Source organism: Blastococcus sp. SYSU D00669 (assembly GCF_054050715.1).
Genome location: NZ_JBJGZV010000016.1, coordinates 13155 through 33781 on the forward strand (window position 1 = coordinate 13155; position 20627 = coordinate 33781).

The 20627-nt window shown below is 74.7% G+C and carries 24 protein-coding genes and 1 riboswitch; of the genes, 10 read left to right on the top strand and 14 right to left on the bottom strand.

Annotation, left to right across the window (positions count from 1 at the left end):
• Positions 1-2: 2 nt before the first annotated feature.
• Positions 3-239, top strand: coding sequence for a hypothetical protein (locus ACI8AF_RS12975; RefSeq protein ID WP_456540127.1), 237 nt, complete (start codon positions 3-5; stop codon positions 237-239).
• 87 nt (positions 240-326) lie between these two features.
• Here ACI8AF_RS12975 and ACI8AF_RS12980 read toward each other — a convergent pair whose 3' ends face one another.
• The 5 genes from ACI8AF_RS12980 to ACI8AF_RS13000 all read right to left on the bottom strand — a co-directional run bounded on the left by ACI8AF_RS12980 (position 327) and on the right by ACI8AF_RS13000 (position 3519).
• On the bottom strand, positions 327-656 hold the full coding sequence (locus ACI8AF_RS12980; protein WP_456540128.1) for a putative quinol monooxygenase: 330 nt from the start codon (positions 654-656) through the stop codon (positions 327-329).
• Positions 657-668: 12 nt separating this feature from the next.
• Positions 669-1265, bottom strand: a complete 597-nt coding sequence (locus ACI8AF_RS12985; protein ID WP_456540129.1) for a hypothetical protein — start codon at positions 1263-1265, stop codon at positions 669-671.
• A gap of 11 nt (positions 1266-1276) precedes the next feature.
• Positions 1277-2425, bottom strand: coding sequence for a zinc-dependent alcohol dehydrogenase (locus tag ACI8AF_RS12990; protein WP_456540130.1), 1149 nt, complete (start codon positions 2423-2425; stop codon positions 1277-1279).
• Between the two features lie 31 nt (positions 2426-2456).
• Positions 2457-2768, bottom strand: a complete 312-nt coding sequence (gene gvpJ, locus ACI8AF_RS12995) for a gas vesicle protein GvpJ (RefSeq protein WP_456540131.1) — start codon at positions 2766-2768, stop codon at positions 2457-2459.
• Between the two features lie 169 nt (positions 2769-2937).
• Complete coding sequence (locus ACI8AF_RS13000; protein ID WP_456540132.1) at positions 2938-3519, bottom strand: AAA family ATPase; 582 nt, start codon at positions 3517-3519, stop codon at positions 2938-2940.
• Positions 3520-3717: 198 nt separating this feature from the next.
• On the opposite strand from ACI8AF_RS13000, the gene ACI8AF_RS13005 reads away from it, so the two are divergent.
• The 6 genes from ACI8AF_RS13005 to ACI8AF_RS13030 all read left to right on the top strand — a co-directional run bounded on the left by ACI8AF_RS13005 (position 3718) and on the right by ACI8AF_RS13030 (position 9280).
• A complete protein-coding gene (locus ACI8AF_RS13005; protein WP_456540133.1) occupies positions 3718-4818 on the top strand; it encodes a sugar ABC transporter substrate-binding protein in 1101 nt (366 codons plus the stop codon).
• A 108-nt stretch (positions 4819-4926) separates the two neighbouring features.
• Positions 4927-5745 carry an ATP-binding cassette domain-containing protein gene (locus ACI8AF_RS13010; RefSeq protein WP_456540134.1) on the top strand — a complete coding sequence of 273 codons (819 nt, stop codon included), beginning with the start codon at positions 4927-4929 and terminating at the stop codon, positions 5743-5745.
• 4 nt (positions 5746-5749) lie between these two features.
• Positions 5750-7036: a sugar ABC transporter permease gene (locus ACI8AF_RS13015; protein ID WP_456540135.1), complete on the top strand. Its 1287-nt coding sequence runs from the start codon at positions 5750-5752 to the stop codon at positions 7034-7036.
• Positions 7037-7070: 34 nt separating this feature from the next.
• Positions 7071-8348: an ROK family transcriptional regulator gene (locus ACI8AF_RS13020; protein ID WP_456540136.1), complete on the top strand. Its 1278-nt coding sequence runs from the start codon at positions 7071-7073 to the stop codon at positions 8346-8348.
• A gap of 42 nt (positions 8349-8390) precedes the next feature.
• Positions 8391-8816: a VanZ family protein gene (locus tag ACI8AF_RS13025; RefSeq protein ID WP_456540137.1), complete on the top strand. Its 426-nt coding sequence runs from the start codon at positions 8391-8393 to the stop codon at positions 8814-8816.
• A gap of 5 nt (positions 8817-8821) precedes the next feature.
• Positions 8822-9280 (top strand): SRPBCC family protein, encoded by a 459-nt coding sequence (locus ACI8AF_RS13030; protein ID WP_456540138.1) that lies wholly within the window; start codon positions 8822-8824, stop codon positions 9278-9280.
• On the opposite strand, the gene ACI8AF_RS13035 is transcribed toward ACI8AF_RS13030, so the two are convergent.
• Positions 9277-9999: a DUF72 domain-containing protein gene (locus ACI8AF_RS13035; protein WP_456540139.1), complete on the bottom strand. Its 723-nt coding sequence runs from the start codon at positions 9997-9999 to the stop codon at positions 9277-9279. The two genes, ACI8AF_RS13030 and ACI8AF_RS13035, sit on opposite strands and share 4 nt — an antisense overlap.
• 83 nt (positions 10000-10082) lie before the next feature.
• Here ACI8AF_RS13035 and ACI8AF_RS13040 point away from each other — a divergent pair, with 83 nt between their 5' ends.
• A complete protein-coding gene (locus ACI8AF_RS13040; RefSeq protein WP_456540140.1) occupies positions 10083-10532 on the top strand; it encodes a DUF1707 SHOCT-like domain-containing protein in 450 nt (149 codons plus the stop codon).
• A gap of 10 nt (positions 10533-10542) precedes the next feature.
• The gene (locus ACI8AF_RS13045; protein ID WP_456540141.1) at positions 10543-10887 is read left to right on the top strand and encodes a DMT family transporter; all 345 of its coding nucleotides are present in this window, start codon (positions 10543-10545) and stop codon (positions 10885-10887) included.
• 159 nt (positions 10888-11046) lie between these two features.
• Here ACI8AF_RS13045 and ACI8AF_RS13050 read toward each other — a convergent pair whose 3' ends face one another.
• The 7 genes from ACI8AF_RS13050 to ACI8AF_RS13080 form a co-directional block, all read right to left on the bottom strand.
• Positions 11047-12762 (bottom strand): glycoside hydrolase family 13 protein, encoded by a 1716-nt coding sequence (locus ACI8AF_RS13050; protein WP_456540142.1) that lies wholly within the window; start codon positions 12760-12762, stop codon positions 11047-11049.
• Positions 12759-13163: a YkvA family protein gene (locus ACI8AF_RS13055; protein WP_456540143.1), complete on the bottom strand. Its 405-nt coding sequence runs from the start codon at positions 13161-13163 to the stop codon at positions 12759-12761. The genes ACI8AF_RS13050 and ACI8AF_RS13055 overlap by 4 nt, the downstream gene beginning before the upstream one ends.
• Before the next feature lie 93 nt (positions 13164-13256).
• Positions 13257-14030 carry an aggregation-promoting factor C-terminal-like domain-containing protein gene (locus ACI8AF_RS13060; protein ID WP_456540144.1) on the bottom strand — a complete coding sequence of 258 codons (774 nt, stop codon included), beginning with the start codon at positions 14028-14030 and terminating at the stop codon, positions 13257-13259.
• Positions 14031-14300: 270 nt separating this feature from the next.
• Positions 14301-14456, bottom strand: a riboswitch (cyclic di-AMP (ydaO/yuaA leader).
• Positions 14457-14572: 116 nt separating this feature from the next.
• Positions 14573-15226 (bottom strand): class I SAM-dependent methyltransferase, encoded by a 654-nt coding sequence (locus tag ACI8AF_RS13065; RefSeq protein ID WP_456540145.1) that lies wholly within the window; start codon positions 15224-15226, stop codon positions 14573-14575.
• A 56-nt stretch (positions 15227-15282) separates the two neighbouring features.
• The gene (locus ACI8AF_RS13070; protein WP_456540146.1) at positions 15283-15486 is read right to left on the bottom strand and encodes a hypothetical protein; all 204 of its coding nucleotides are present in this window, start codon (positions 15484-15486) and stop codon (positions 15283-15285) included.
• Positions 15487-15862: 376 nt separating this feature from the next.
• Positions 15863-16690 (bottom strand): SDR family NAD(P)-dependent oxidoreductase, encoded by an 828-nt coding sequence (locus ACI8AF_RS13075; protein WP_456540147.1) that lies wholly within the window; start codon positions 16688-16690, stop codon positions 15863-15865.
• 16 nt (positions 16691-16706) lie between these two features.
• The gene (locus tag ACI8AF_RS13080) at positions 16707-18197 is read right to left on the bottom strand and encodes a flavin-containing monooxygenase (RefSeq protein WP_456540148.1); all 1491 of its coding nucleotides are present in this window, start codon (positions 18195-18197) and stop codon (positions 16707-16709) included.
• 71 nt (positions 18198-18268) lie between these two features.
• Here ACI8AF_RS13080 and ACI8AF_RS13085 point away from each other — a divergent pair, with 71 nt between their 5' ends.
• Positions 18269-18907, top strand: a complete 639-nt coding sequence (locus ACI8AF_RS13085; protein WP_456540149.1) for a TetR/AcrR family transcriptional regulator — start codon at positions 18269-18271, stop codon at positions 18905-18907.
• Here ACI8AF_RS13085 and ACI8AF_RS13090 read toward each other — a convergent pair whose 3' ends face one another.
• The gene (locus tag ACI8AF_RS13090; protein WP_456540150.1) at positions 18908-20551 is read right to left on the bottom strand and encodes an RIO1 family regulatory kinase/ATPase domain-containing protein; all 1644 of its coding nucleotides are present in this window, start codon (positions 20549-20551) and stop codon (positions 18908-18910) included.
• Positions 20552-20627 lie beyond the last annotated feature (76 nt).

A 20627-nucleotide genomic window follows, 5' to 3' on the forward strand; every position in this document is an offset into this window, starting at 1 on the left:
AGGTGGCGCACGCGGACCCGCCCACGAGCTGGCAGGTCCGCGGCCTCGACGGTCCGATCCGGGCCCTCGTCGACGTCACCGTGGTCCCGCTCGGCGCCGAACGGTCCCGCCTCACCATCGCCGTCGACTTCGAGGGGCACGGGATCGGCCGAGTGCTCGTGCCCCTCGTCGTGCGACGTGAGGCGCGCAAGGAGATGCCGGCGAACCTCGCGGCGCTCCGCCAGGTCCTGGAGACCTGAGCCCGGCGGCCGACCGTGTGCGCGAAATGGCAGTCCGGGGCCGTCCCGCTGACAGTTCGCGCACCCGGTCGGCGGGCAGACCCGGTCTCAGGAGCGGTCGACCCGCAACTCCCCCAGCTCCGACCAGTCGTCCTGCGGGACCGTGAAGTTGACGATCCGCGGCGTCTCGGCCAGGTGCGGCGGGAGCTCCCGCTGCGCGGCCTTGAAGTGGTCGGACTGCACGTGCGCGGCGCCGGCGTCACCGTCCCGGAACGCTTCCACCAGCACGTACTCGGTCGGGTCGTCCAGGCTCCGCGACCAGTCGAACCACAGGCAGCCCGGCTCGGCGCGCGTGGCCTCGGTGAACGCCTTGCTGATCGACGGCCAGTCGTCGGCGTCCTCGGGACGGATCCGGAACTTGGCGGTGATGAAGATCATCGGCCAAGCCTGTCAGCGAGTCAGCGCCCGCACCAGCCGCCGTCCGCCCCTGACCGCGGCGACGACGCCGAGGACCCACGGCCCGGCGACGAGCACCGGGTCCAGCACCTGGTGCCGGACGTCGGTGCGGCCCCGGCCGACCCGCGACGCGAGGCCGTTGTGCGAGAACTCGGCCCGCACACCGGTCTGCGTGACCGGGTTGTCCGGCCGCGGGGTGGCGAACGAGCGCAGGTGCTCCTCCCACGCGTCCACCCGGTCGGCGGCGACCAGCAGCAGCCAGTGCGCCGCCCGTCCCTCGCTGAACCGGCGGTAGGCGTACTTCCGGATCGCGCCGGACAGGCCCTTCGGCGGCTGCGCGGTGCCGAACACCGGGGTGACGAACGCGTGCTCGACCGAGCGCTCGCGCGGCCACTTCTCGGGCTGCCGCTCGGGGAAGTCCCAGTGCGCCCCGGACTCCTCGGGCGCGTAGCGCAGCTTGGGGTGCGACGGGCGGTCCGCCGGGTCGAGGTCGGCGCCCCAGCCGGGGATGCGGGCGCGCAGCTCGTCGCGCGACGGCGGCGGGGTGCGCCGGTCCCTGACGTAGGCGGACGGGATGTCGGGGTCGACCACGGTCGCGCTCCTCAGGCCGCGCTGGGCAGGATCAGCGGCTTGATGCAGCCGTCGAGCTTGGCGGAGAACACGTGGTAGGCCTCGGCGATGTGCTCGAGCGGGAACCGGTGGGTCACCATCGCCCGCGGCGTCAGGTGGCCGTTGCGGACGTGCTCGAACATCCGGGGCCACTGGCGCTTCACCGGCGTCTGGTTCATCCGCAGGGTGAGCCCCTTGTTCATCGCGTCGCCGAACTTCACCGCGTTGAAGATCGGCCCGTAGGCGCCCATCACCGAGACCGTGCCGCCCTTGCGCACGCCGTCGATCGCCCAGTTCAGCGCGACCGGCGACCCGCCCTGGAGCTTGAACTTCGCGGCGGTCAGGTGCTGCAGCAGGTTGCCGTCGGCCTCCGCGCCGACGCAGTCGATGGCCACGTCGGCGCCCAGGAAGTCGGTCTGCTTCTTCAGCTCGAGGACGACGTCGTCCACCTCGTTGTAGTTGAGCGTCTCGGCGTAGGCCATGCTGCGCGCCTTCTCCAGGCGCTCCTCCAGCTGGTCGACGACGATCACCCGGCCGGCGCCCATCAGCCACGACGACTGGGCGGCGATCAGGCCCACCGGCCCGGCCCCGAGGACGACGACCGTGTCGCCCTCGGCGATCTCCCCCAGCTGGGCGCCGAAGTAGCCGGTGGCCGCGGCGTCGGTGAGCAGGACGGCGTCCTCGTCGTGCATCCAGTCCGGGATCCGCACCGGGCCCACGTCGGCGAACGGCACCCGCACGCGCTGCGCCTGCCCCCCGTCGTACCCCCCGGTCGTGTGCGAGTAGCCGTAGATGCCCCCGACCGCCGTGGCGTTCGGGTTCACGTTGTGGCAGTTGGAGTACAGGCCGCGGGCGCAGAACCAGCACGACCCGCAGAAGATGTTGAACGGGACCATCACGCGGTCCCCCACCTGCAGGCTCTGCACCGAGGGGCCGACCTCCTCGACCACCCCGATGAACTCGTGGCCGAAGGTGTGCCCGACCCGGGTGTCCGGCATCATCCCGTGGTAGAGGTGCAGGTCGGAGCCGCAGATGGCGGCCAGGGTGACCCGCACGATCGCGTCGTTGGGGTGCTCGATCACCGGGTCGGCCTTGTCGGCGACCTGGATCTTGTACGGGCCGCGGTAGGTCATCGCACGCATGGTGGTGCCTCCATGCCCGGGAACCGGGGTCCTAACCGAACGGGTGCGACAGCTTCTTCTTGACCACCGACTTCGCCGCGCCCTCGACGCCCTCCTCGAACAGGCCGGGCAGGCCCTTCGGCTGCTCGCCCGGGTAGAGGTCGAGCCGGTTCACCGCCTCGGCGAAGCGCAGGTAGGTGTCGACGCTGGCGATGACGACGCGCGCGTCGACGGTCAGCAGCTCGATGCCGAGCAGCGCGACCCGGACGTAGGCGTCGATGACGATGCCCTTGTCGAGGACCACGTCGAGGACGTCGGCCAGGCTGCTGGGCCGGGGGGCGCGGTTCACGGACGGTGCGGACACCGTCGCTACCTACCCGGCGGGGATCCCGCCATGCCGCCGGTCGGGGCGGTCGTGGTGTCGCTGACGCCCACGCCCTCGAACGGCACGCCGCCGTTCGCGAGGTCGGCGATCGTCAGCTCGAGGGTCGTGGGCGCGCCCCCGGCGGGCCGACTGGGGTTCGCTGGACGCCTCAGCGCGGCGGCAGGAGCTCGGCGAGGGTGAGCCGGTCGGCCTCCGACCGGTCCACGACCAGCGACGAGGCGACCCCCGTCAGCCCCTCGTCGGCCACCGTCCACAGCACGTCGTCCCACCGGGCGACGTGCCGGCGCATCGACCGCGGAGGGATGCTCCGGCCGCGGGCGGTCTGACCACCGGCGGCCTGCTGCGCCGAGGCGTCGAGCAGGACCAGCCGCACGGCGCGGCCGGACCGCGCGGCGGCGGCGAGCACCGCGTCGCGCCAGCCCCGGTGCGTCCACGGATCGGTCAGGACGACGACCGGCGCGGCCGAGCGGATGCCGCGCAGCACCCGCCGGCGGTGCCAGAGGTGCACCCAGGGCCGCAGCAGCCGGTACGGCAGGCGGACGCCCGCAGCGCGCAGCCGCTCGGTGACCTGCTCGGAGTCGAACCCGGCGATCCCGGGCGGCGCACCGGTGAGCAGCCGGCGCAGCAGCGTCGTCTTGCCGCTGCCGGGCAGGCCGGCGATGACGACCAGCACCGGACGGGCCGGGGACCGCGCACCGTCCGGCGGGCAGGGGGCCTCGATCGTGAGCACGGGCGGCTCCTCTCGGTCGGCCCCCACGGTGCGCGCCGCGTCTGTGGTGACCCTGTGCCGACGCTGTGACTCCTCCCACCGGTGCATGTCACGGTCCGGCAACGGAAGCCCGGCATGTGGTTGCGGTCACAGTTGGAGTCACCGCAAGATTGCGCCCGCAATTCCTCGGTGTCCCCAACGAAATGGCAGGAGCGCATCATGGCGCGACGGCACACCCTGGCTCTGGCGCTCGCCTCGACCCTGGTCTTCGGCCTGGCGGCCTGCGGCGGGGGCGACGACGGCGGCGACGACGGCGGCGGTGGCGGTGGCGGCGGCGGGGAGGCGGCCGGCAAGGTCGGCGTGATCCTCCCCGACACGGAGTCGTCGGTGCGGTGGGAGACCGCCGACCGCCCGCTGCTGGAGGCCGCCTTCGACGAGGCCGGCATCGAGTACGACATCCAGAACGCCGAGGGCGACGCCCAGCGGATGGCCACCATCGCCGAGCAGATGATCACCGGCGGTGTCACCGTGCTGGCGATCGTCAACCTCGACAGCGCCTCCGGCGCGCAGATCCAGCAGCAGGCCGCGAACCAGGGCGTCGCCACCATCGACTACGACCGGCTCACCCTCGGCGGCTCCGCCGAGTACTACGTGTCCTTCGACAACACGCAGGTCGGCCGGCTGCAGGGCGAGGGCCTCGCGCAGTGCCTGGGCGAGACCACGACCGCCAACATCGCCTTCCTCAACGGCTCCCCCGACGACAACAACGCCACGCTGTTCTCCGAGGGCGCGCACGAGGTGCTCGACCCCCTCACGAACTACACCCAGGTGGCCGAGCAGGCGGTGCCGGGCTGGGACAACCAGCAGGCCGCGACCATCTTCGAGCAGATGTACACGCAGGCCGGCGGCAACATCCAGGGCGTGCTGGCCGCCAACGACGGCCTGGCCAACTCGGTCATCGGCGTCCTCGAGCGCAACGGCGTCGCGGGCTCGGTGCCGGTGACCGGTCAGGACGCCACCACCGAGGGCCTGCAGAACATCCTCGCCGGCAACCAGTGCATGACCGTCTACAAGCCGATCGCGGAGGAGGCCAACGCGCTGGCCGAGCTCGCCATCGCGCTGATCAACGGCGAGGACGCCGAGACCAACGGCGAGGCCGAGGACCCCGAGGGCGGCCGGTCGGTCCCGTCGGTCCTGCTCGAGCCGGTCTCGATCTTCCGGGACAACGTCTCCGACGTCGTCGACGACGGTTTCGTCACCGCCGAGGACCTGTGCACCGGTGAGTTCGCCGCCGCGTGCACGGAGCTCGGCATCTCCTGATCCGCCGGCGCCGCAGGGGCGACCCCCTTCTACCGGGGCGCCCCTGCGGCGCACACTGCCGGCCAGCCGCCGTCCCCCCGCTCCCCCGCTCCCCCAGGAAGGAGGGACGTGTCCGTTCCCCCGGCCCGTCCCGTCGACGGCACGCCCGGCGCCGAGGTCCCCACCTTCGAGCTGCGCGGCGTGAACAAGAGCTTCGGCGCCGTCCAGGTGCTGCACGACGTGTCCCTGTCGGTCTACCGCGGCCAGGTCACCGCGCTCGTCGGTGACAACGGCGCCGGCAAGAGCACCCTGATCAAGTGCATCGCCGGCACGCACGCGGTCGACTCCGGCGAGTTCCTCTTCGAGGGCCGGCCGGTGCACATCGGCGGCCCCCGCGACGCCGCCGGCCTGGGCATCGAGGTCGTCTACCAGGACCTCGCGCTGTGCGACAACCTCGACGTCGTCCAGAACATGTTCCTCGGGCGCGAGCGCAGGAACGGCATCGTGCTCGACGAGACCTCCATGGAGCAGGCGGCCCGCGACACGCTCGCCCGGCTGTCGGTGCGCACCCTGAAGTCGGTGCGCCAGCTGGTGTCCAGCCTGTCCGGCGGCCAGCGGCAGACCGTCGCCATCGCCAAGGCGGTGCTCTGGGAGTCCAAGCTGGTCATCCTCGACGAGCCGACCGCCGCCCTCGGCGTGGCCCAGACCCGCCAGGTGCTCGACCTCGTGCGCCGCCTCGCCGACACCGGGCACGCGGTGATCTTCATCAGCCACAACATGGTCGACGTCTTCGAGGTCGCCGACCGGATCGCCGCGCTGTACCTGGGCCGGGTCGCCGCCGACGTGCCCATCGGCGAGGTCGACCGCAGCCAGGTGATCGAGCTCATCACGGCCGGCCGTTCGGGCAACCTGGGCATCGCGCCCGCCGTCGCCGAGGCAGGGGTCTGACGCCATGTCGAGCAACACGCTGCCCACCACCGGCGCGCAGGAGCCGGGCGCGGCGCCGTCGGGCTTCGAGTCCGACCGCGGCGCCGACTCGGTCGGAGCGGTCGTCCGCGCCTACGTCGACCGCGTCCGCGGCGGCGACCTCGGGGCGCTTCCCGCCGTCCTCGGCATCGTCGTCCTCGGGATCCTCTTCACGATCCTGCGGCCGGAGACCTTCCTGACGCCGCTGAACCTGACCAACCTGCTCGTGCAGGCCGTGCCGATCACGCTGCTGGCGATGGGGCTGGTGTTCGTCCTGCTGCTCGGCGAGATCGACCTCTCGGCCGGCGTCGTCAGCGGCGTGTGCGCCGCCGTCCTGGCGCAGCTGCTCGCCGAGGCAGGCACGTCCTGGTGGATCGCGGTGCTCGCCGCGATCGCGACCGGCGTGGTGATCGGGCTCTTCACCGGCAGCCTGGTGGGGATCGTCGGCATCCCGTCGTTCGTGGTCACCCTGGCGCTCTTCCTCGGCTGGCAGGGCGTGACCCTGCGGTTGATCGGCCAGGGCGGCACCGTCCCGGTGCGCGACCCGGTGATCAACGGGCTCAGCAACGAGACCCTGCCGGTCTGGCTGGGGTGGACGCTGGCCGTGGTCGTCGTGCTGCTGTACGCGGCGCTGCAGCTGGGCCGCTGGCGGCGGCAGCGCGCCCGCCAGCTGGCGTCCGAGCCACTCGCGGTCGTCCTGCTCCGGATCGGGGTGATCACCCTCGTCGTGCTCGGGGTGACCGCGGTGCTCAGCGTCGACCGCGCGCTCGCGGCGGCGGTCGACCTGGCCGGCGTCCCCTACGCGGTGCCGCTCGTGCTGATCCTGCTGCTGGCGCTGACGTTCCTGCTGGGCCGCACCGGCTACGGCCGGCACGTCTACGCCGTCGGCGGCAATGCCGAGGCCGCCCGCCGGGCGGGCGTCAACGTCACCCGGATCCGGGTGTCGGTCTTCGTCATCGCCGGCACGATGGCGGCGATCAGCGGCATCGCCGCCGCGTCGAGGCTGGGCTCGGTCACCCCGGGGTCGGGAGCCGGCAACACCCTGCTGTACGCGGTGGGCGCGGCGGTCATCGGTGGCACCAGCCTGTTCGGTGGACGGGGGCGGGTGCGCGACGCCGTCCTGGGCGGACTGGTCGTGGCGATCATCGCCAACGGCCTGGGCCTGCTCGGCGTCGAGGCCTACCTCAACTTCGTCATCACCGGTGGCGTGCTGCTGCTGGCCGCGAGCGTGGACGCCCTCGCCCGTCGACGGGCGGCGGCGACCGGGCACTGACAGGGTGGATGCAGCCCAGGACCGGGGAGGCGCCATGCTCGACGAGCGCTCGCCGTACCGGTCCGCCGCACCTCCCCGCTACGCCCCGGTCGACCACGCCACGATCCGGCGCGCCAACCTGGGCCTGGTGCTGCGCCTGCTGCGCGACCACGGCCCGCGGTCCCGGGCGCGGATCGCCGAGGAGACCGGGCTGAACAAGGCCACGGTGTCCAGCCTCGTCGCCGAGCTCGCCGAGCGCGGGCTGGTGTGCACCGGCGAGGTGGAGCGCGCCGGCGCGGTGGGGCGCCCCGGGCTGATCGTGCACCTGGACGGCAGCTCGGTGTGCGGCGTCGGCGTCGAGCTCAACGTCGACTACGCCGCCGCGCTCGTCCTGGACCTGCGCGGGGAGGTGCTGTTCGAGGCCCGCCTGCCCCTCGACGTCCCGGCCCTGGGGCCGGAGCGCACCCTCGACGCGGTGGCCGGGCTCGCCGCCGAGGCCGTGGCCGCGGCGGGCATCCGCGGCGCGACTCCGGCCGGCCTGACGGTCGCTGTGCCGGGACTGGTCCGCAGCACCGACGGCGTGGTCACCCTGGCGCCCAACGCGGGCTGGCACGACGTCCCCGTCGGCGACGGGCTGCACCGCCGGCTGCGGGCGCAGTTCCCGATCCGGGTCGAGAACGACGCCAACCTGTCGGCCATCGCCGAGTACGTCATGGGCGAGCAGGCCGGCACCCCTGACCTGGTCTACGTGACGGGGGAGGTCGGCGTCGGGGGTGGCGTGCTGGTCGGCGGGCGTCTGGTGCGCGGCAGCGGCGGGCTCGCCGGCGAGGTCGGGCACACCGCGCTCGGCGACCCCGAGCTGGTCTGCGGCTGCGGCCGGCGGGGGTGCTGGGAGACCGTCGTCGGTCTCGCCGCGCTGCTGCGGGCCGCCGCCGACCCCGGCGACCCGGTGCACGACGCCGCCCGCGACCTCGAGGCGCGGCTGACCGAGGTCGCCCGGCGCGCCGAGCACGGTGACCGGCGCACGCTGGCGGCGCTCGAGCGCGTCGGCACCGGCCTGGGCACCGGCGTCGCCGTGCTGATCAACCTGTTCAACCCGGAGGTCGTCGTCCTCGGGGGCTACTTCGCCGTCCTGGGCCGGTGGCTGAGGGAGCCGTTGGCCGCCGAGCTGGAGAGCCGGGTCTTCGCCCCGCGGACGGCCGGCGCCCGCGTGGTGATGTCCACGCTGGGGTTCTCGGCCGCGATCCGGGGCGGCGCCCACGTGGCCCTGGAGTCGGTGCTGGACGACCCCACCCGCGTTTCGCTGGCCCCCGGTGCGCCCGCTGCCCGGTGAGCTCACAGCCGCGGCACAGCGACGCGGTGGATGGTCGGTCGCGTGGACCACCACGTGGCCGACCGACGACCCGCGCTGACCGCGGCCCTGCTGGGCTCCCTGGCCGTGATCGCCCTCGTCACCCTCGCGCCCGAGGGCGCCGGCTGGTCGTGGGGGGCGCCGGCGACCGAGCTGCGCTGGTACCTCACCGGCCTCGACTCGCCGTCGGTCGCCCTGCAGCTGGTGGGCAACCTCGCGCTGCTGGTCGTGCCAGCCGCGCTGGCCGTGCTCCGATGGCCGGTGCTCGGGCGGCTGCCGCTGCTCGCCGTCCTCGGCCTCGCCGCGGGCACCGGCATCGAGCTGCTCCAGTGGGCGCTGCCCCTCGGCCGGGTGGTCTCGCCGCTGGACGCCGTCCTCAACGCCACCGGCGTCGTGGTCGCGGGCCTGGCCGTCGCGCTGCTGCGACCGGCGCCCCTGGTGGTGAGATAGCGGGCATGGGCTCGACGCGGGTGACCCGGCACATCGCCGCCCCCCGCCCGGCGGTCTACCGGGCGCTGCTCGACCGCGACGCGGTCGCCCGCTGGAAGGTGCCGCCGGGCATGACGTCCGAGGTGCACGAGTGGGACGCCCGCGAGGGCGGCCGGCTGCGCGTCTCGCTCACCTACGACGGCGCCGACGGGGTCGGCAAGACGACGGCGCGCACCGACACCTACTCCGGGCGCTTCGCCGAGCTGGTGCCCGACCAGCGCGTGGTCGAGGTCGACGAGTTCGAGAGCGACGACCCGGCGCTGCGCGGCGCCATGACGATCACCGTCACGCTCGCCGACGCCGACGGCGGCGGCACCGACCTGGTCGCCGTCCACGAGGGGCTGCCCGACGTCGTCCCGGCCGAGGCCAACGAGCGCGGCTGGCGGGAGTCGCTGGCCCGGCTGGCCGCGCTGGTCGAGGGCTAGACGAACGACCGCAGGGTCTCGGCGTTGCGGACCGCGTGGCCGAAGCCGTCGTTGTTGAAGTACACGTACGCGTCCCGGCCCTGGCCGGCCCACTCCCGCAGCCGGTCGGCCCACCAGCGCAGGTCCTCGTCGGGGTAGGAGCCGGCGTAGAGGTGCGTGGCGTCGGGGCCGTGCATGCGCACGTAGACGAACGGCGCGGTGGCCCGCAGCAGGCACGGCAGCCCCGCCCCGCTCATGACGACGTAGGCGGCGCCGTGCCGCTCGAGCAGCGCGTACACCCCCTCGTCGTGCCAGCTGGGGTGCCGGAACTCGACGGCCACCCGCATCCAGTCCGGCAGCTGGGCGAGGAAGAAGTCGAGGCGGGCGTCGTCGCGCTCGTGCTTCGGGTGCAGCTGCACCAGGAACACCGCCCGCTTGTCACCGAGCTCGTGCCAGCACTCCCGGAACCGCGGGATCCAGGCCTCGGGCCCGTAGAGCCGCTTGGCGTGGGTGAGGCCGCGCGGCGCCTTCACCGACAGCTGGAAGCCCGGCGGCAGCCGCCGCTGCCAGGAGGCGAAGGCCGCGGTGCGCGGCCAGCGGTAGAAGCTCGCGTTGAGCTCGACGGTGTCGAACCGCCGCACGTAGTGCCCCAGCCGTGCCGACGGCGGCGTGCCGGGCGGGTAGAGCACGCCGTCCCAGTGGTCGTAGCTCCACCCCGACGTGCCGATCCACACCGTCACCGCCCGACGGTAGCCAGTGGTGCACAGCGCCCGCACAGGATGGGGGCGCACTCTCGGCGCTGCCTGCGAGAGGGGAGCGCACGATGACCGCACCGACCGACGACAGCACCGACGGCACCCGCGCCCGGATCCGGGCGTCGGACGCGCAGCGCGAGGCCGTGGTGCACCGGCTGCACGACGCCGTCGCCGCCGGCATGCTGACCGTCGACGAGGGCCACGAGCGGACGACGGCCGCGTTCGCCGCCCGCTACGTCGACGAGCTGCCGCTGCTCACCGCCGACCTGCCCGACCCGGGGCCCGCCGCGCCGGTCGCCCCCGGCTGGCGGGCGGTGGCCTCGACGGCTGCGCTGCAGGCCCGCACCACGCTGATGGGCGCCGGCTCGTGGGGCGCCGCCGACCGCACCCGGCGGCGGCTCGTGCTCCTCGTCGGCGTGTTCCTGGCGCTGCTGGTCGTCGTCGCCCTCACCGCCGCCGCCACCGCCGAGGCCGGCGACTTCGGCGGGTGGGACCACCCCCGCGACCGCTGGGACTAGCCTTCGCGCGGTGAGGGAGGGCGGCGCGACCGGGTACCTGCTGCTGATGGGGGCGATCGCCGCCGAGGTGCTGGCCACCTCGCTGCTCCCCCGCACCAACGGCTTCACCGTCCTGCTGCCGAGCATCGTGGTGGTCGCCGGCTACGCCACCTCGTTCCTGCTGCTGGCGCAGGTGGTGAAGACGGTGCCCGTCGGCCTGGCCTACGCCATCTGGTCCGCCGTCGGCACGCTGCTGGTGTTCGGGATCGGGGCGACGTTCCTCGGGCAGGCGGTCACCGTCTGGCAGGGGGTGGGCGCCGGCCTGGTCGTCGCCGGGGTGGTGCTCATCCACCTCGGTGGCCCGTCTGCCGCCTGAGCCGCCGCGCCGACGTCGTCCCGGCGCGGCACTGTTGGGGATAACGGTCGTTCGTCGCGGCGAGGGGGCCGGATCGCCGCTCCCGTGCGGATCGATGCGGTGACCGGGGCGCGGGATCCCGCGCCCGTGCGCATCAGCGCGGCCGCCGGGCCGGGCGGGTCAGCTCGGGCGGAGGACCCGCGCCTCCCAGGGCGCGAGGACGGCGCGGTCGCCGACCGGCACGTTGCCGAGCACGAGCTCGGCGCCGACCACCTCGGGCAGCAGCTCCCCGATCGGGCAGGGTGCGCTCGTCACGTTGCAGACGACGAGCAGCCGGTCGCCGTCGAGCTCCCGGGTGAACGCGTACACGTCGTCGGAGTCCGGCAGGAGCATGGTGAAGTCGCCGCGCGCGACGACCGGGTGCTCGTGGCGCAGCGCGATCAGCCGCCGGTAGTGCGCCAGCACCGAGGTGTCGTCGTCCCGCTGGGCCTCGGCGTTCCACCCGACGTGGTCGGGGTTGACCGGCAGCCACGGCGTGCCGGTGGTGAACCCGGCCGTGGGCGTGGCGTCCCACTGCACCGGCGTCCGGGCGTTGTCGCGGCTCATCTTCCGCAGGCCGGCGAGGACCTCTGCGGGGTCGGCTCCCCCGGCCACCGCCGTCCGGTGCTGGTTGACCGACTCGACGTCCCGGAAGTCCTCGATCGAGGCGAACGGGTAGTTCGCCATGCCGAGCTCCTCGCCCTGGTAGACGTACGGCGTCCCGCGGTGCAGGTGCAGCAGCGTGGCGAGGCAGGTCGCGGAGTCCCGGCGGTGCTCGGGCGAGTCGTCGCCGAAGCGCGAGACCGCCCGCGGCTGGTCGTGGTTGTCCCAGTAGAGGGAGTTCCAGCCGACGTCGGCGAGGCCGGCCTGCCAGCGGCCGAAGGAGGCCTTGAGGTCGCGCATGCGCAGCGGCCGCAGGTCCCACTTGGACACCCCGTGGTCCAGGCCCACGTGCTCGAACTGGAACACCATGTCGACCTCGGCCCGGGCCGGGTCGGTGAACAGCCGCGCCTCCTCGACCGTGACGCCGGGCATCTCGCCGACCAGCAGCAGCGGGTTCTCGTGGCCGGCGAAGACCTCGCGGTGCATCTCCTGCAGGTACTCGTGGATGCGCGGCCCGCACAGGTAGGACGCCGAGCCGTCGCCGAGGCCGGTGCCGGGGATCGGGGGGCCGTCGTGCAGCGCGCCGTCCGGGCCGACGTCCTTCGAGATCATGTTGATGACGTCCATGCGGAAGCCGTCGACCCCGCGGTCGAGCCACCACCGCATCATCGCGTACACCGCGTGCCGCACCTGGGGGTTCTCCCAGTTGAGGTCGGGCTGCTTGCGGTCGAACAGGTGCAGGTAGTACTCGCCGCTGACCTCGTCGAGCTCCCACACCGACCCGGAGAAGAACGACGCCCAGTTGGTCGGCTCGGCGCCGGGGTCGCCGGCGGCCAGGCCGGCGCGCGGCGGCCGCCACCAGTACCAGTCCCGTTTCGGCGAGTCCGGCCCGGACCGCGATTCGACGAACCAGGGGTGCTCGTCGCTGGTGTGGTTGACCACGAGGTCCATGACCAGCCTGATGCCGCGCGCGTGCAGGGCGGCGATGAGCTCGTCGAGCTGGGCCAGCGACCCGAAGAGCGGGTCGACGTCCTGGTAGTCGGAGATGTCGTAGCCGTTGTCGGCCTGCGGCGAGGGGTAGACCGGCGAGAGCCACAGGACGTCGACGCCGAGGTCGGCGAGGTGGTCCAGCCGCTGCAGGACGCCGCCGAGGTCGCCGATGCCGTCGCCGTCGGAGTCGGCGAAGGAGCGGGGGTAGATCTGGTAGACGACGGCGCTGGTCCACCACGGGGCGGTGTCTCCCGACGAGGTCACGCGATCCCTTCCTTGGCGGCGCCGAGCAGCCGCTCGATCAGCCGGGGGTTGCCGGGCCACGCCTCGAGCACGACCTCCCGAGGCACCTGCCGGGCGGCGTAGCGCAGCGCGAGCGCCACGACGACGACGTCGTCCAGGGGCCCGATGACCGGCAGGAACTCCGGGATGAGGTCGATCGGCGAGAGCACCCACAGCCCGGCGAACCCGACGGCGAGCCTGGCCCGGCGCGGGACGGCGGGGTGCGCCCGCAGCCGGCGCACGGTGGTGACGCAGTCGGGCAGGAACCGGGCCAGCTCCTTCGCCGTCCCCTCGGGCAGGCGCCGGGCGAGCAGGATCAGCACGGCCCAGGTGACCACCATGACGGCGGCGGCGATCGCGAGACCGGTCAGCCATCCCCGCATGCCGCGATCCTCCCCCACCGCCACACACGCTGGAACGGCCCCTCTGCAGGGGCCCGCCGCGAGCGTGCGAGCGGTGGGGGCAGAGGGGTCCTGCTAGTACCAGCCGGTGGACTGGCTGTGCGCCCAGGCGCCGCAGGGCGAGCCGTAGCGCTCGTTGATGTAGATCAGGCCGGCGTCGATCTGGCGGTACGGGTCGGAGGTCTTCGCGATCCCGGTGCTCGCCCAGGTCGAGTCGAGGAACTGCGGGATCCCGTAGGCGGTGCTGGTCGGGTTCTGCGCGTTCGGGTTCCAGCCGCTCTCCCGGCCCCAGAGCTTCTCGAGGCAGGAGAACTCGGAGGCGTCGCCGCCGAGCTGCGCCAGCGCGTAGTCCTGGTACGAGCCGCCCGGGGCCGGCGCGGCGGCTTCCGCGGCGGCTTCCGCGGCGGCCGCCTGCTCGGCGGCCGCGGCCTCGGCAGCGGCCTGCGCGGCGGCCGCCTCCGCGGCGGCCTGGGCGGCGGCCTGCGCGGCCGCGGCCTCGGCGGCCTGCCGCTCGAGCTCGGCCTGCTCGGCGGCGGCCTGGGCCTGCGCGGCGGCGGTCTCGGCGTCCTCGCGGGTGGACCGGCTGGCGGCCAGGTCCTCCAGCGGCGCGAGGTCGTCCTCGGTCACCCGGGCCGGCCCGGACTGCGCGGACAGGCCGAGGGCCTGGGCGACGGCGACCGACTGGGTGGACCCGGCGTCGGCCTGGGCGGCGGGGTCGGCGCCGACCAGCACGTTGACCATGACCGCGCCGGCGGCGGCCACTCCGAGGTAGAGGCCGGGACGGCGCGACGGGGCGGGCAGCCGGCGGCGGGAGGCGGACGTGCGGGCGATGGTGGTGCGGAGGTTCATGGGTTGCGGTGCTCCGGTGGGGGTACGACGCAGCAGGGCGGGAGGCCGTGCTGCGCGGAGGGCGTGCGGGCAGCGAGGGCTGGCGCGGGGCACCGGGAGGCGGCGAGGAGCCGGTCGAGCGGGGTGCTCGGGCGGTGGCCCGCGGCGGCGGCGACGTCAGGGACGGCCGCGTGCGCTCAGATGCGCGGGCACACCCGCATCCGGCCTGGCCGGGTGCTGCGGGAACGTGCGGGGGTGCAGGGGCAAGGGCGCGCCATCGGGGCGGCTCTCCGTTCTTCCGACGGCCGCCTACCGAGTTAGCTGACGGGTTCGGGCGGGAAGCAGCCCTACCGACCCCGGCCCTCGACGGGCCGCGGGTGCGGATTCACCCCAGTACTGCGGTGGGTCCCCGGCTCGCCCCGGAGGGCGACTCGGCGGCGCCCGCTCGGACTCCCCGGTGGGGATGTGACGACCGGTGCGGGCGGGAGCCACGGTAACGGCCGTGATCGGTTCGTGACAATCGGGGGCGGGAGATTGCCGGGTGAGAAGCGTCGCGGAACGGCTCAGGAATACCGCCACACCGTCGTCCGGCGGATGCCGGGCCCCTCGGTCTCCGGCACGTCGTGGGCGGCGACCTCGGTGAGCCGGTCGGCCGGCAGGTACATCCGGCCCGGGTCGCCGATGTAGACCTCCGCGCCGGCCGCGCTCGCGCGATCGAGGAACGGCAGCACCCGCTCGGTCATCTCGCGGTCGTAGCAGACGTCGCCGGCCAGGACGACGTCCACCTCCGGCGGCGGCCCGCCCAGCAGGTCGCCGGTGGCGCGGATGCCGGGCACCCCGTTGACCGCGGCGTTCACCTCGATCGCCGTGAGGCCGTAGGGGTCGACCTCGCTGGCCAGCACGTCGCCGGCGCCGGCCAGCGCCGCGGCGATCGCCACCAGTCCGCTGCCCGAGCCCAGGTCGAGCACCCGCCGCCCCGCGACGACGTCCGGGCGGTCGAGGACGAACCGGGCCAGCACCTGCCCGCCCGGCCAGGCGGCCGACCAGAACGGCGGCTGCGCCATGCCCTCTCCCGACCCACCCCCGTGCTCCGCCTCCATGGCGTCCCACAGCGCGACGACGTCGTCGGCCACCTGCAGCGTCACCTCGGGCACCAGCGACGGCTGCGCCGGGCGGGTGTGGGCGCGGACGAAGGCGGCGGTCACGACGGGCGGCACGACGCCATCCTTCCCCGCCGACCGTGTGCGCCAACTGGCAGTTCCGGGCCCTGCCGCTACCAGTCAGCGGGCAACCGGGGACGCAGCGCGAGCTCCGCCTCGAGCGCCCCGATCCGGCACGACCGACGGCGGACGGCATCGATGACGGCACTCCGGACGGCGGCGCGCCCGGTCCCCGCCGGAACGCCCCAGGCGTCGACCAGCGACCGCTCCACCGAGGTGACCGGGATGCCCTCGACCCGGCGCAGGTGCCAGTCCACGCCCGCGGTGCGCGGTCGCGTGACTGGCGGCGCCGCCCTGCGCCCGGGCCGCGGCGTGGACGCGCACCTTCCAGTCCCCCGCCGCCACCGGGGTCGCGTAGATCCCGGGGCCCAGCCACACCAGTCGGCCGGATCGGACCCGGGCCCGCACCGTGGCCGGGGTGATCCGCCCGGTCAGGCGCTCCCACGTCGTCCAGCCGTCCGGCCCGACGAGGGCGTCGACGTCACGCAGCACGCGTCGACCTTCGCCGCCGGGACGACGCCGCGGAGCGCTGAACCGGGATCTGTGGACACCGCCGTCCGACCGTGTGCGCCGACTGAGAGCGACGGCGCCCGGGACGCCGCTCTGCGCACACGGTTGCCGCAGGGACGGGCCTCAGCGGCGGGCGAGGCGGGCGAGCGGGCGGCCGTAGGAGCCGGGGAACAGCCGCACCAGGACGTCGGGGAGCTTCGCGCTGGCCCCGATGAGCAGCCGCGGGCGGCGCCGCTCGACGGCGTCGACGATCTGCGCGGCGGCCTTCTCGGGCGGGATGCGCAGCAGCTTGGCGAACCGCTCCCGCCCGCGCGCGGCCTCGGCCGCGTCGACGCCGGAGCCCACGCGCGCCGACTCCGCGATCCGGGTGCGGATGCCGCCGGGGTGGACGACGGTGACCCCCACGCCGTCGCCGGCCAGCTCCGCCCGCAGCGCCTCGGAGAAGCCGCGGACGGCGAACTTGCTCGCCGCGTACGCCGCCTGCCCGGGCGGGGCGAGGATGCCGAAGATGCTCGACACGTTGACCAGGTGCGCGCCGGGGTTGGCCTCGAGCACCGGCAGCAGCGCGTGCGTCAGCCGGACGACGGCGCGGAAGTTGACGTCGAGCACCCAGTCGAACTCCTCGAGGGTCACCTCGTCGAAGCGCCCGCCCAGGGCCACCCCGGCGTTGTTGACCAGCAGCGTCGTCCCGGGGTGCTCGGCGGCGAGCCGCTCCCCCACCGCCCGGGTCGCCGCGTCGTCGGCCAGGTCGACGACGTGGGTGGTGACCGCGCGGCCGGGGTTCAGCACCCGCACGTCCCCGGCCACGCCGTCCAGCCGTCCGGCGTCGCGGTCGAGCAGCACCAGGTCGCTGCCCCGGGCGGCCAGCGCGTGCGCCAGCGCCTCCCCGATCCCGCTGGCCGCACCGGTGACGACCGCCGTCGCGCCGGTGAAGACGAAGGGCCGCCTCACGAGAAGAAGGGCCGCCTCACGAGAAGCGGATGCCCTCGTCCTCGAGCGGGCCGCGGCGCATCAGCCGCACGTCCTTGAGGTAGTTCTGGTGCAGCCGCCAGGGCGCCCGCGACCCCTGCTTCGGCAGCTGCGCGAGGCTGCGCTGCACGTACCCGGACGTCAGGTCGAGGAACGGCGCGCTCGCGCCCTCCGGCGGCGGCACCGGCGTCGCCACCCGGTAGCCCTTCGCGTCCATGTGCCGCAGCAGCCGGCAGACGTAGCGGTTGACCAGGTCGGCCTTGAGCGTCCAGGAGGCGTTGGTGTAGCCGATGACCATGTCGAAGTTCGGGACGCCGGAGATCATCATCCCCTTGTAGGAGACGGTCGAGGACAGGTCGACCGGCTCGCCGTCGCGGCACAGCTGCATGCCGCCGATCGGCAGCAGGTTCAGCCCGGTGGCCGTCACGATCAGGTCGGCCGGGATCGTCGTCCCCGACTCGAGCTCGACGCCGTCCGCGGTGAACCGGCGGATCCGGTCCGTCACGATCTCCGCCTTCCCCGACCGCAGCGCCCGGAACAGGTCGCCGTCGGGCACCAGGCACAGCCGCTGGTCCCACGGGTCGTACGGCGGGCTGAAGTGCGTGTCGACGTCGAAGCCGGCCGGCAGCTGCTTGACCAGCCCCTTGCGCACGAACGCCTTCATCCCCTCCGGCCGGCGCCGGCTCAACTGGTAGAGCAGCGTGGAGACCAGCACGTTCTTCCAGCGCACGATCGGATAGGCCCGCTCCGGCGAGAGCCGCTTGCGCAGCGCCCGGGCCAGCGGGTCCTTGCCCGGCAGCGACACGACGTAGCTCGGCGTGCGCTGCAGCATGGTCACGTGGCCGGCCTCCTCCGCCAGGCTCGGCACCAGGGTCACCGCAGTCGCGCCGCTGCCGATGACGACGACGCGCTTGCCGGCGACGTCGAGGTCCTCCGGCCAGTGCTGCGGGTGCACGATCTGCCCGGCGAAGTCCTCCTCGCCCTCGAAGCGCGGCCGGAACCCCTCGTCGTAGCGGTAGTAGCCGGAGCACACCGACAGCCACGAGCAGGTCAGCCGGACCGTCTCGCCGGTGTCGGTGCGCTCCGCGGTGACCGTCCACCGGGCGTCGGCCGACGACCAGTCGGCCGAGACGACGCGGTGGTGGAAGCGGATCGCCTCGCAGACCCCGTACGCCTGCGCGGTCTCCTCGATGTAGCGCCGGATCACCGGCCCGTCGGCGATCGCCCGCTCCTCGGTCCAGGGCCGGAAGGAGTAGCCGAGGGTGTACATGTCCGAGTCGGAGCGGATGCCGGGATACCGGAACAGGTCCCAGGTCCCCCCGATCGCCGCGCGCGACTCGAGGATCGCGAAGCTCTTGCCGGGGAGCTCCTCGCGCAGGTGGCACGCGGCGCCGATGCCGGACAGGCCGGCGCCGACGATCAGGACGTCGACGTGCTCGGTCGGCGCGGGTGCGGAGGACGGGGTCTGCTCGAGGGGCTGCACTGCCACCCGCCGGACGTTATCGACACCCTGTCGAGAGCGTCAACACGACGTCGAGAACTCCGGCTAGGCTGGGGGTCGTGACCGCTTCGACGCGCGGCCGCCGTCCGGTGCGCCCCTCCGGTGACGACCGGGAGCTGGCCATCCTCGCCACCGCCGAGCGGCTGCTCGCCGACCGGCCGCTGGCCGCGGTCTCCGTCGACGACCTGGCCCGCGGCGCCGGGATCTCGCGGCCCACGTTCTACTTCTACTTCCGGTCCAAGGACGACGTCCTGCTGGCGCTGCTCGACCGCGTCGTCGCCGAGGCCGACCGGGCCAGCGCGGCGGCCCTCGCCACGCGCACCGGCGACCGGCGGCGCGACTGGCGGGCCGGCATCCAGGCCTACGCCACCACCTTCCGCGCGCACCGCGGCGTCACGCTGGCCGCCGCCGAGGCGCGGGTGACCAACCCGGAGGTCCGCGAGCTGTGGGCGCGGGTGGTCGAGCAGTGGGTCCGGCACGGCACGGCGCTGATCGAGGCCGAGCGCGCCGCCGGCGCGGCGCCGCCCGGCCCGCCGGCCCGCGACCTGGCCCTCGCGCTGACGGCGATGAACGAGCGCGCCCTGCAGGCGACCCTGACCGGCGACGGCCCCGCGATCGGCGAGGACGACGTCGTCGACGTCCTGCTCGACGTGTGGCTGGCCGCGATCTACCACACCCTCGCACCGGGCGGGAACTGATCAGAGCAGGCCGCCGGCCCGCAGGTTGAGCGCGACGAGGACGGCGGTCAGCAGCACCCCGCCGACGGTGGCGACGGCGAGCAGCACCCGGCGCATGCTCCACCGCTGCACGCGGACCCGCGGGTGCGGCGGCAGGAGGGCGGCGAACTCGGCGACGAGGTCGCGGCCGGTGGCCTCGATCCGCCGGCGGAGCTGGCGCGGCACGGTGAGCGAGCTGGTGGCGGCGAACGCCTCGGCCAGCTCCTGCCCGGAGAAGAAGGCCTCCGCCCGCTGCACCAGCCGGGCGGGCTCCACGGCGAGGGCGAGCACGAGCAGCATGTCCGCCAGGTCCACCGCCTGCCGCCAGCGCGAGGGCCGCAGCTCGCCGAAGGAGACGTCGACCAGGTACACCTGCCGTCCCCGCACCAGCAGGTTGGACGGCTTGACGTCCCGGTGCGCCGCGCCCGCCGCCCACAGCCGCCGCACCTGGTCCAGCGCGTCGTCGACCACGGCGTCGTCCACCGGGGCGTCGAGCAGCTCGACGGCGTCGGGCACCAGCTCGGTCACGAGCAGGTACTCGCGGCCGGCCTCCACCTCCACGACGCCCACCGGCTCGGGCACGCGCACGCCGCCGTCGCGCAGCAGCCGCAGCATGTAGTCCTCGTGCTCGGCCAGCCGGCGCACGGAGGTGAACGGGGCCTCGTCCTCCAGCCGGCCGTACCGCAGCACCCGCGCCAGCTTGTACCAGCGGTCGGAGCGCACGTGGCCGGTCGCGTACAGCTTGCCGAAGAGCACCCGCGGCGGGTCCTCGGCCACCTGCAGCCGGCACGGGGTGGAGCCGGCCGACCCGTCGAGCCGGTACGGCTCGAGCGCGGTCAGCGTCAGGCCGAGCTGGTCGCGCACCGCGACCCGGACCCGGTCGGTCCGCCCCCCGTCCAGCTGCAGGTGCGCCGTGACCGTCCGACGGTAGGTGACGGGGAACCGCGCCTCGGGGGCGAGCAGGTGGCAGGCGAGCGCAGCGGCCCCGGCACCCACGACGACGCTGGCGAGCGTGACCGCGGCGCCGGTGTGCCCCAGCGCCACCCGGGTGCCGCCCAGGAGGGCCACGAGCAGCGCCGCGACGGCCCACCCCCAGCGCCGGGCACGGCCGGACGGCGTCAGCACCAGCACGGCGGCCGCGGCGACGGCCGAGAGGACGACGACCGGCCACGCGGGCAGCTCGTAGGCCTCCGGTGACCCCGTGACGCCCTCGCGGACGACCTCGGCCAGCCGGGCGTCCCCGGCCGCCAGCTGGGCCACCGCGGCGGTGACCGAGACCGTGCCGACGAAGGCCAGCAGGTGCCGCCACCGCGCCGTCCACACCAGGACCGCCGCGACCGGCAGCCACAGCGTCCGGTAGCGCAGCGCGCCGCCGATCCCGTCGAGCCACCGCCAGAACGCCTCCGGTCCGTCGACGAGGCTCCGGACGGCGTCGTCGAACCCCACCGGCCGGACGGCGGGCAGCACCAGCAGCGCACCCGCGGCGACCGCCAGCGCCGTCGCCCAGCCCCGGACGACCCGGGGTGCCCGGCGTCGCGCGGCGTCGAGCCCCGAGGGGCGCCGCCGGCCGTCCGGCCAGTCCGGACGGCGGGCGCCGTGCCGCGCGACGGCGGGGAGCGGCTCCACGCCGACCATGATCGACGCCGGTTCCGCGGGCCGCCGGGGGCGCGCGGTCCCACCGCGAGGGCCGGAAGACCCTGCC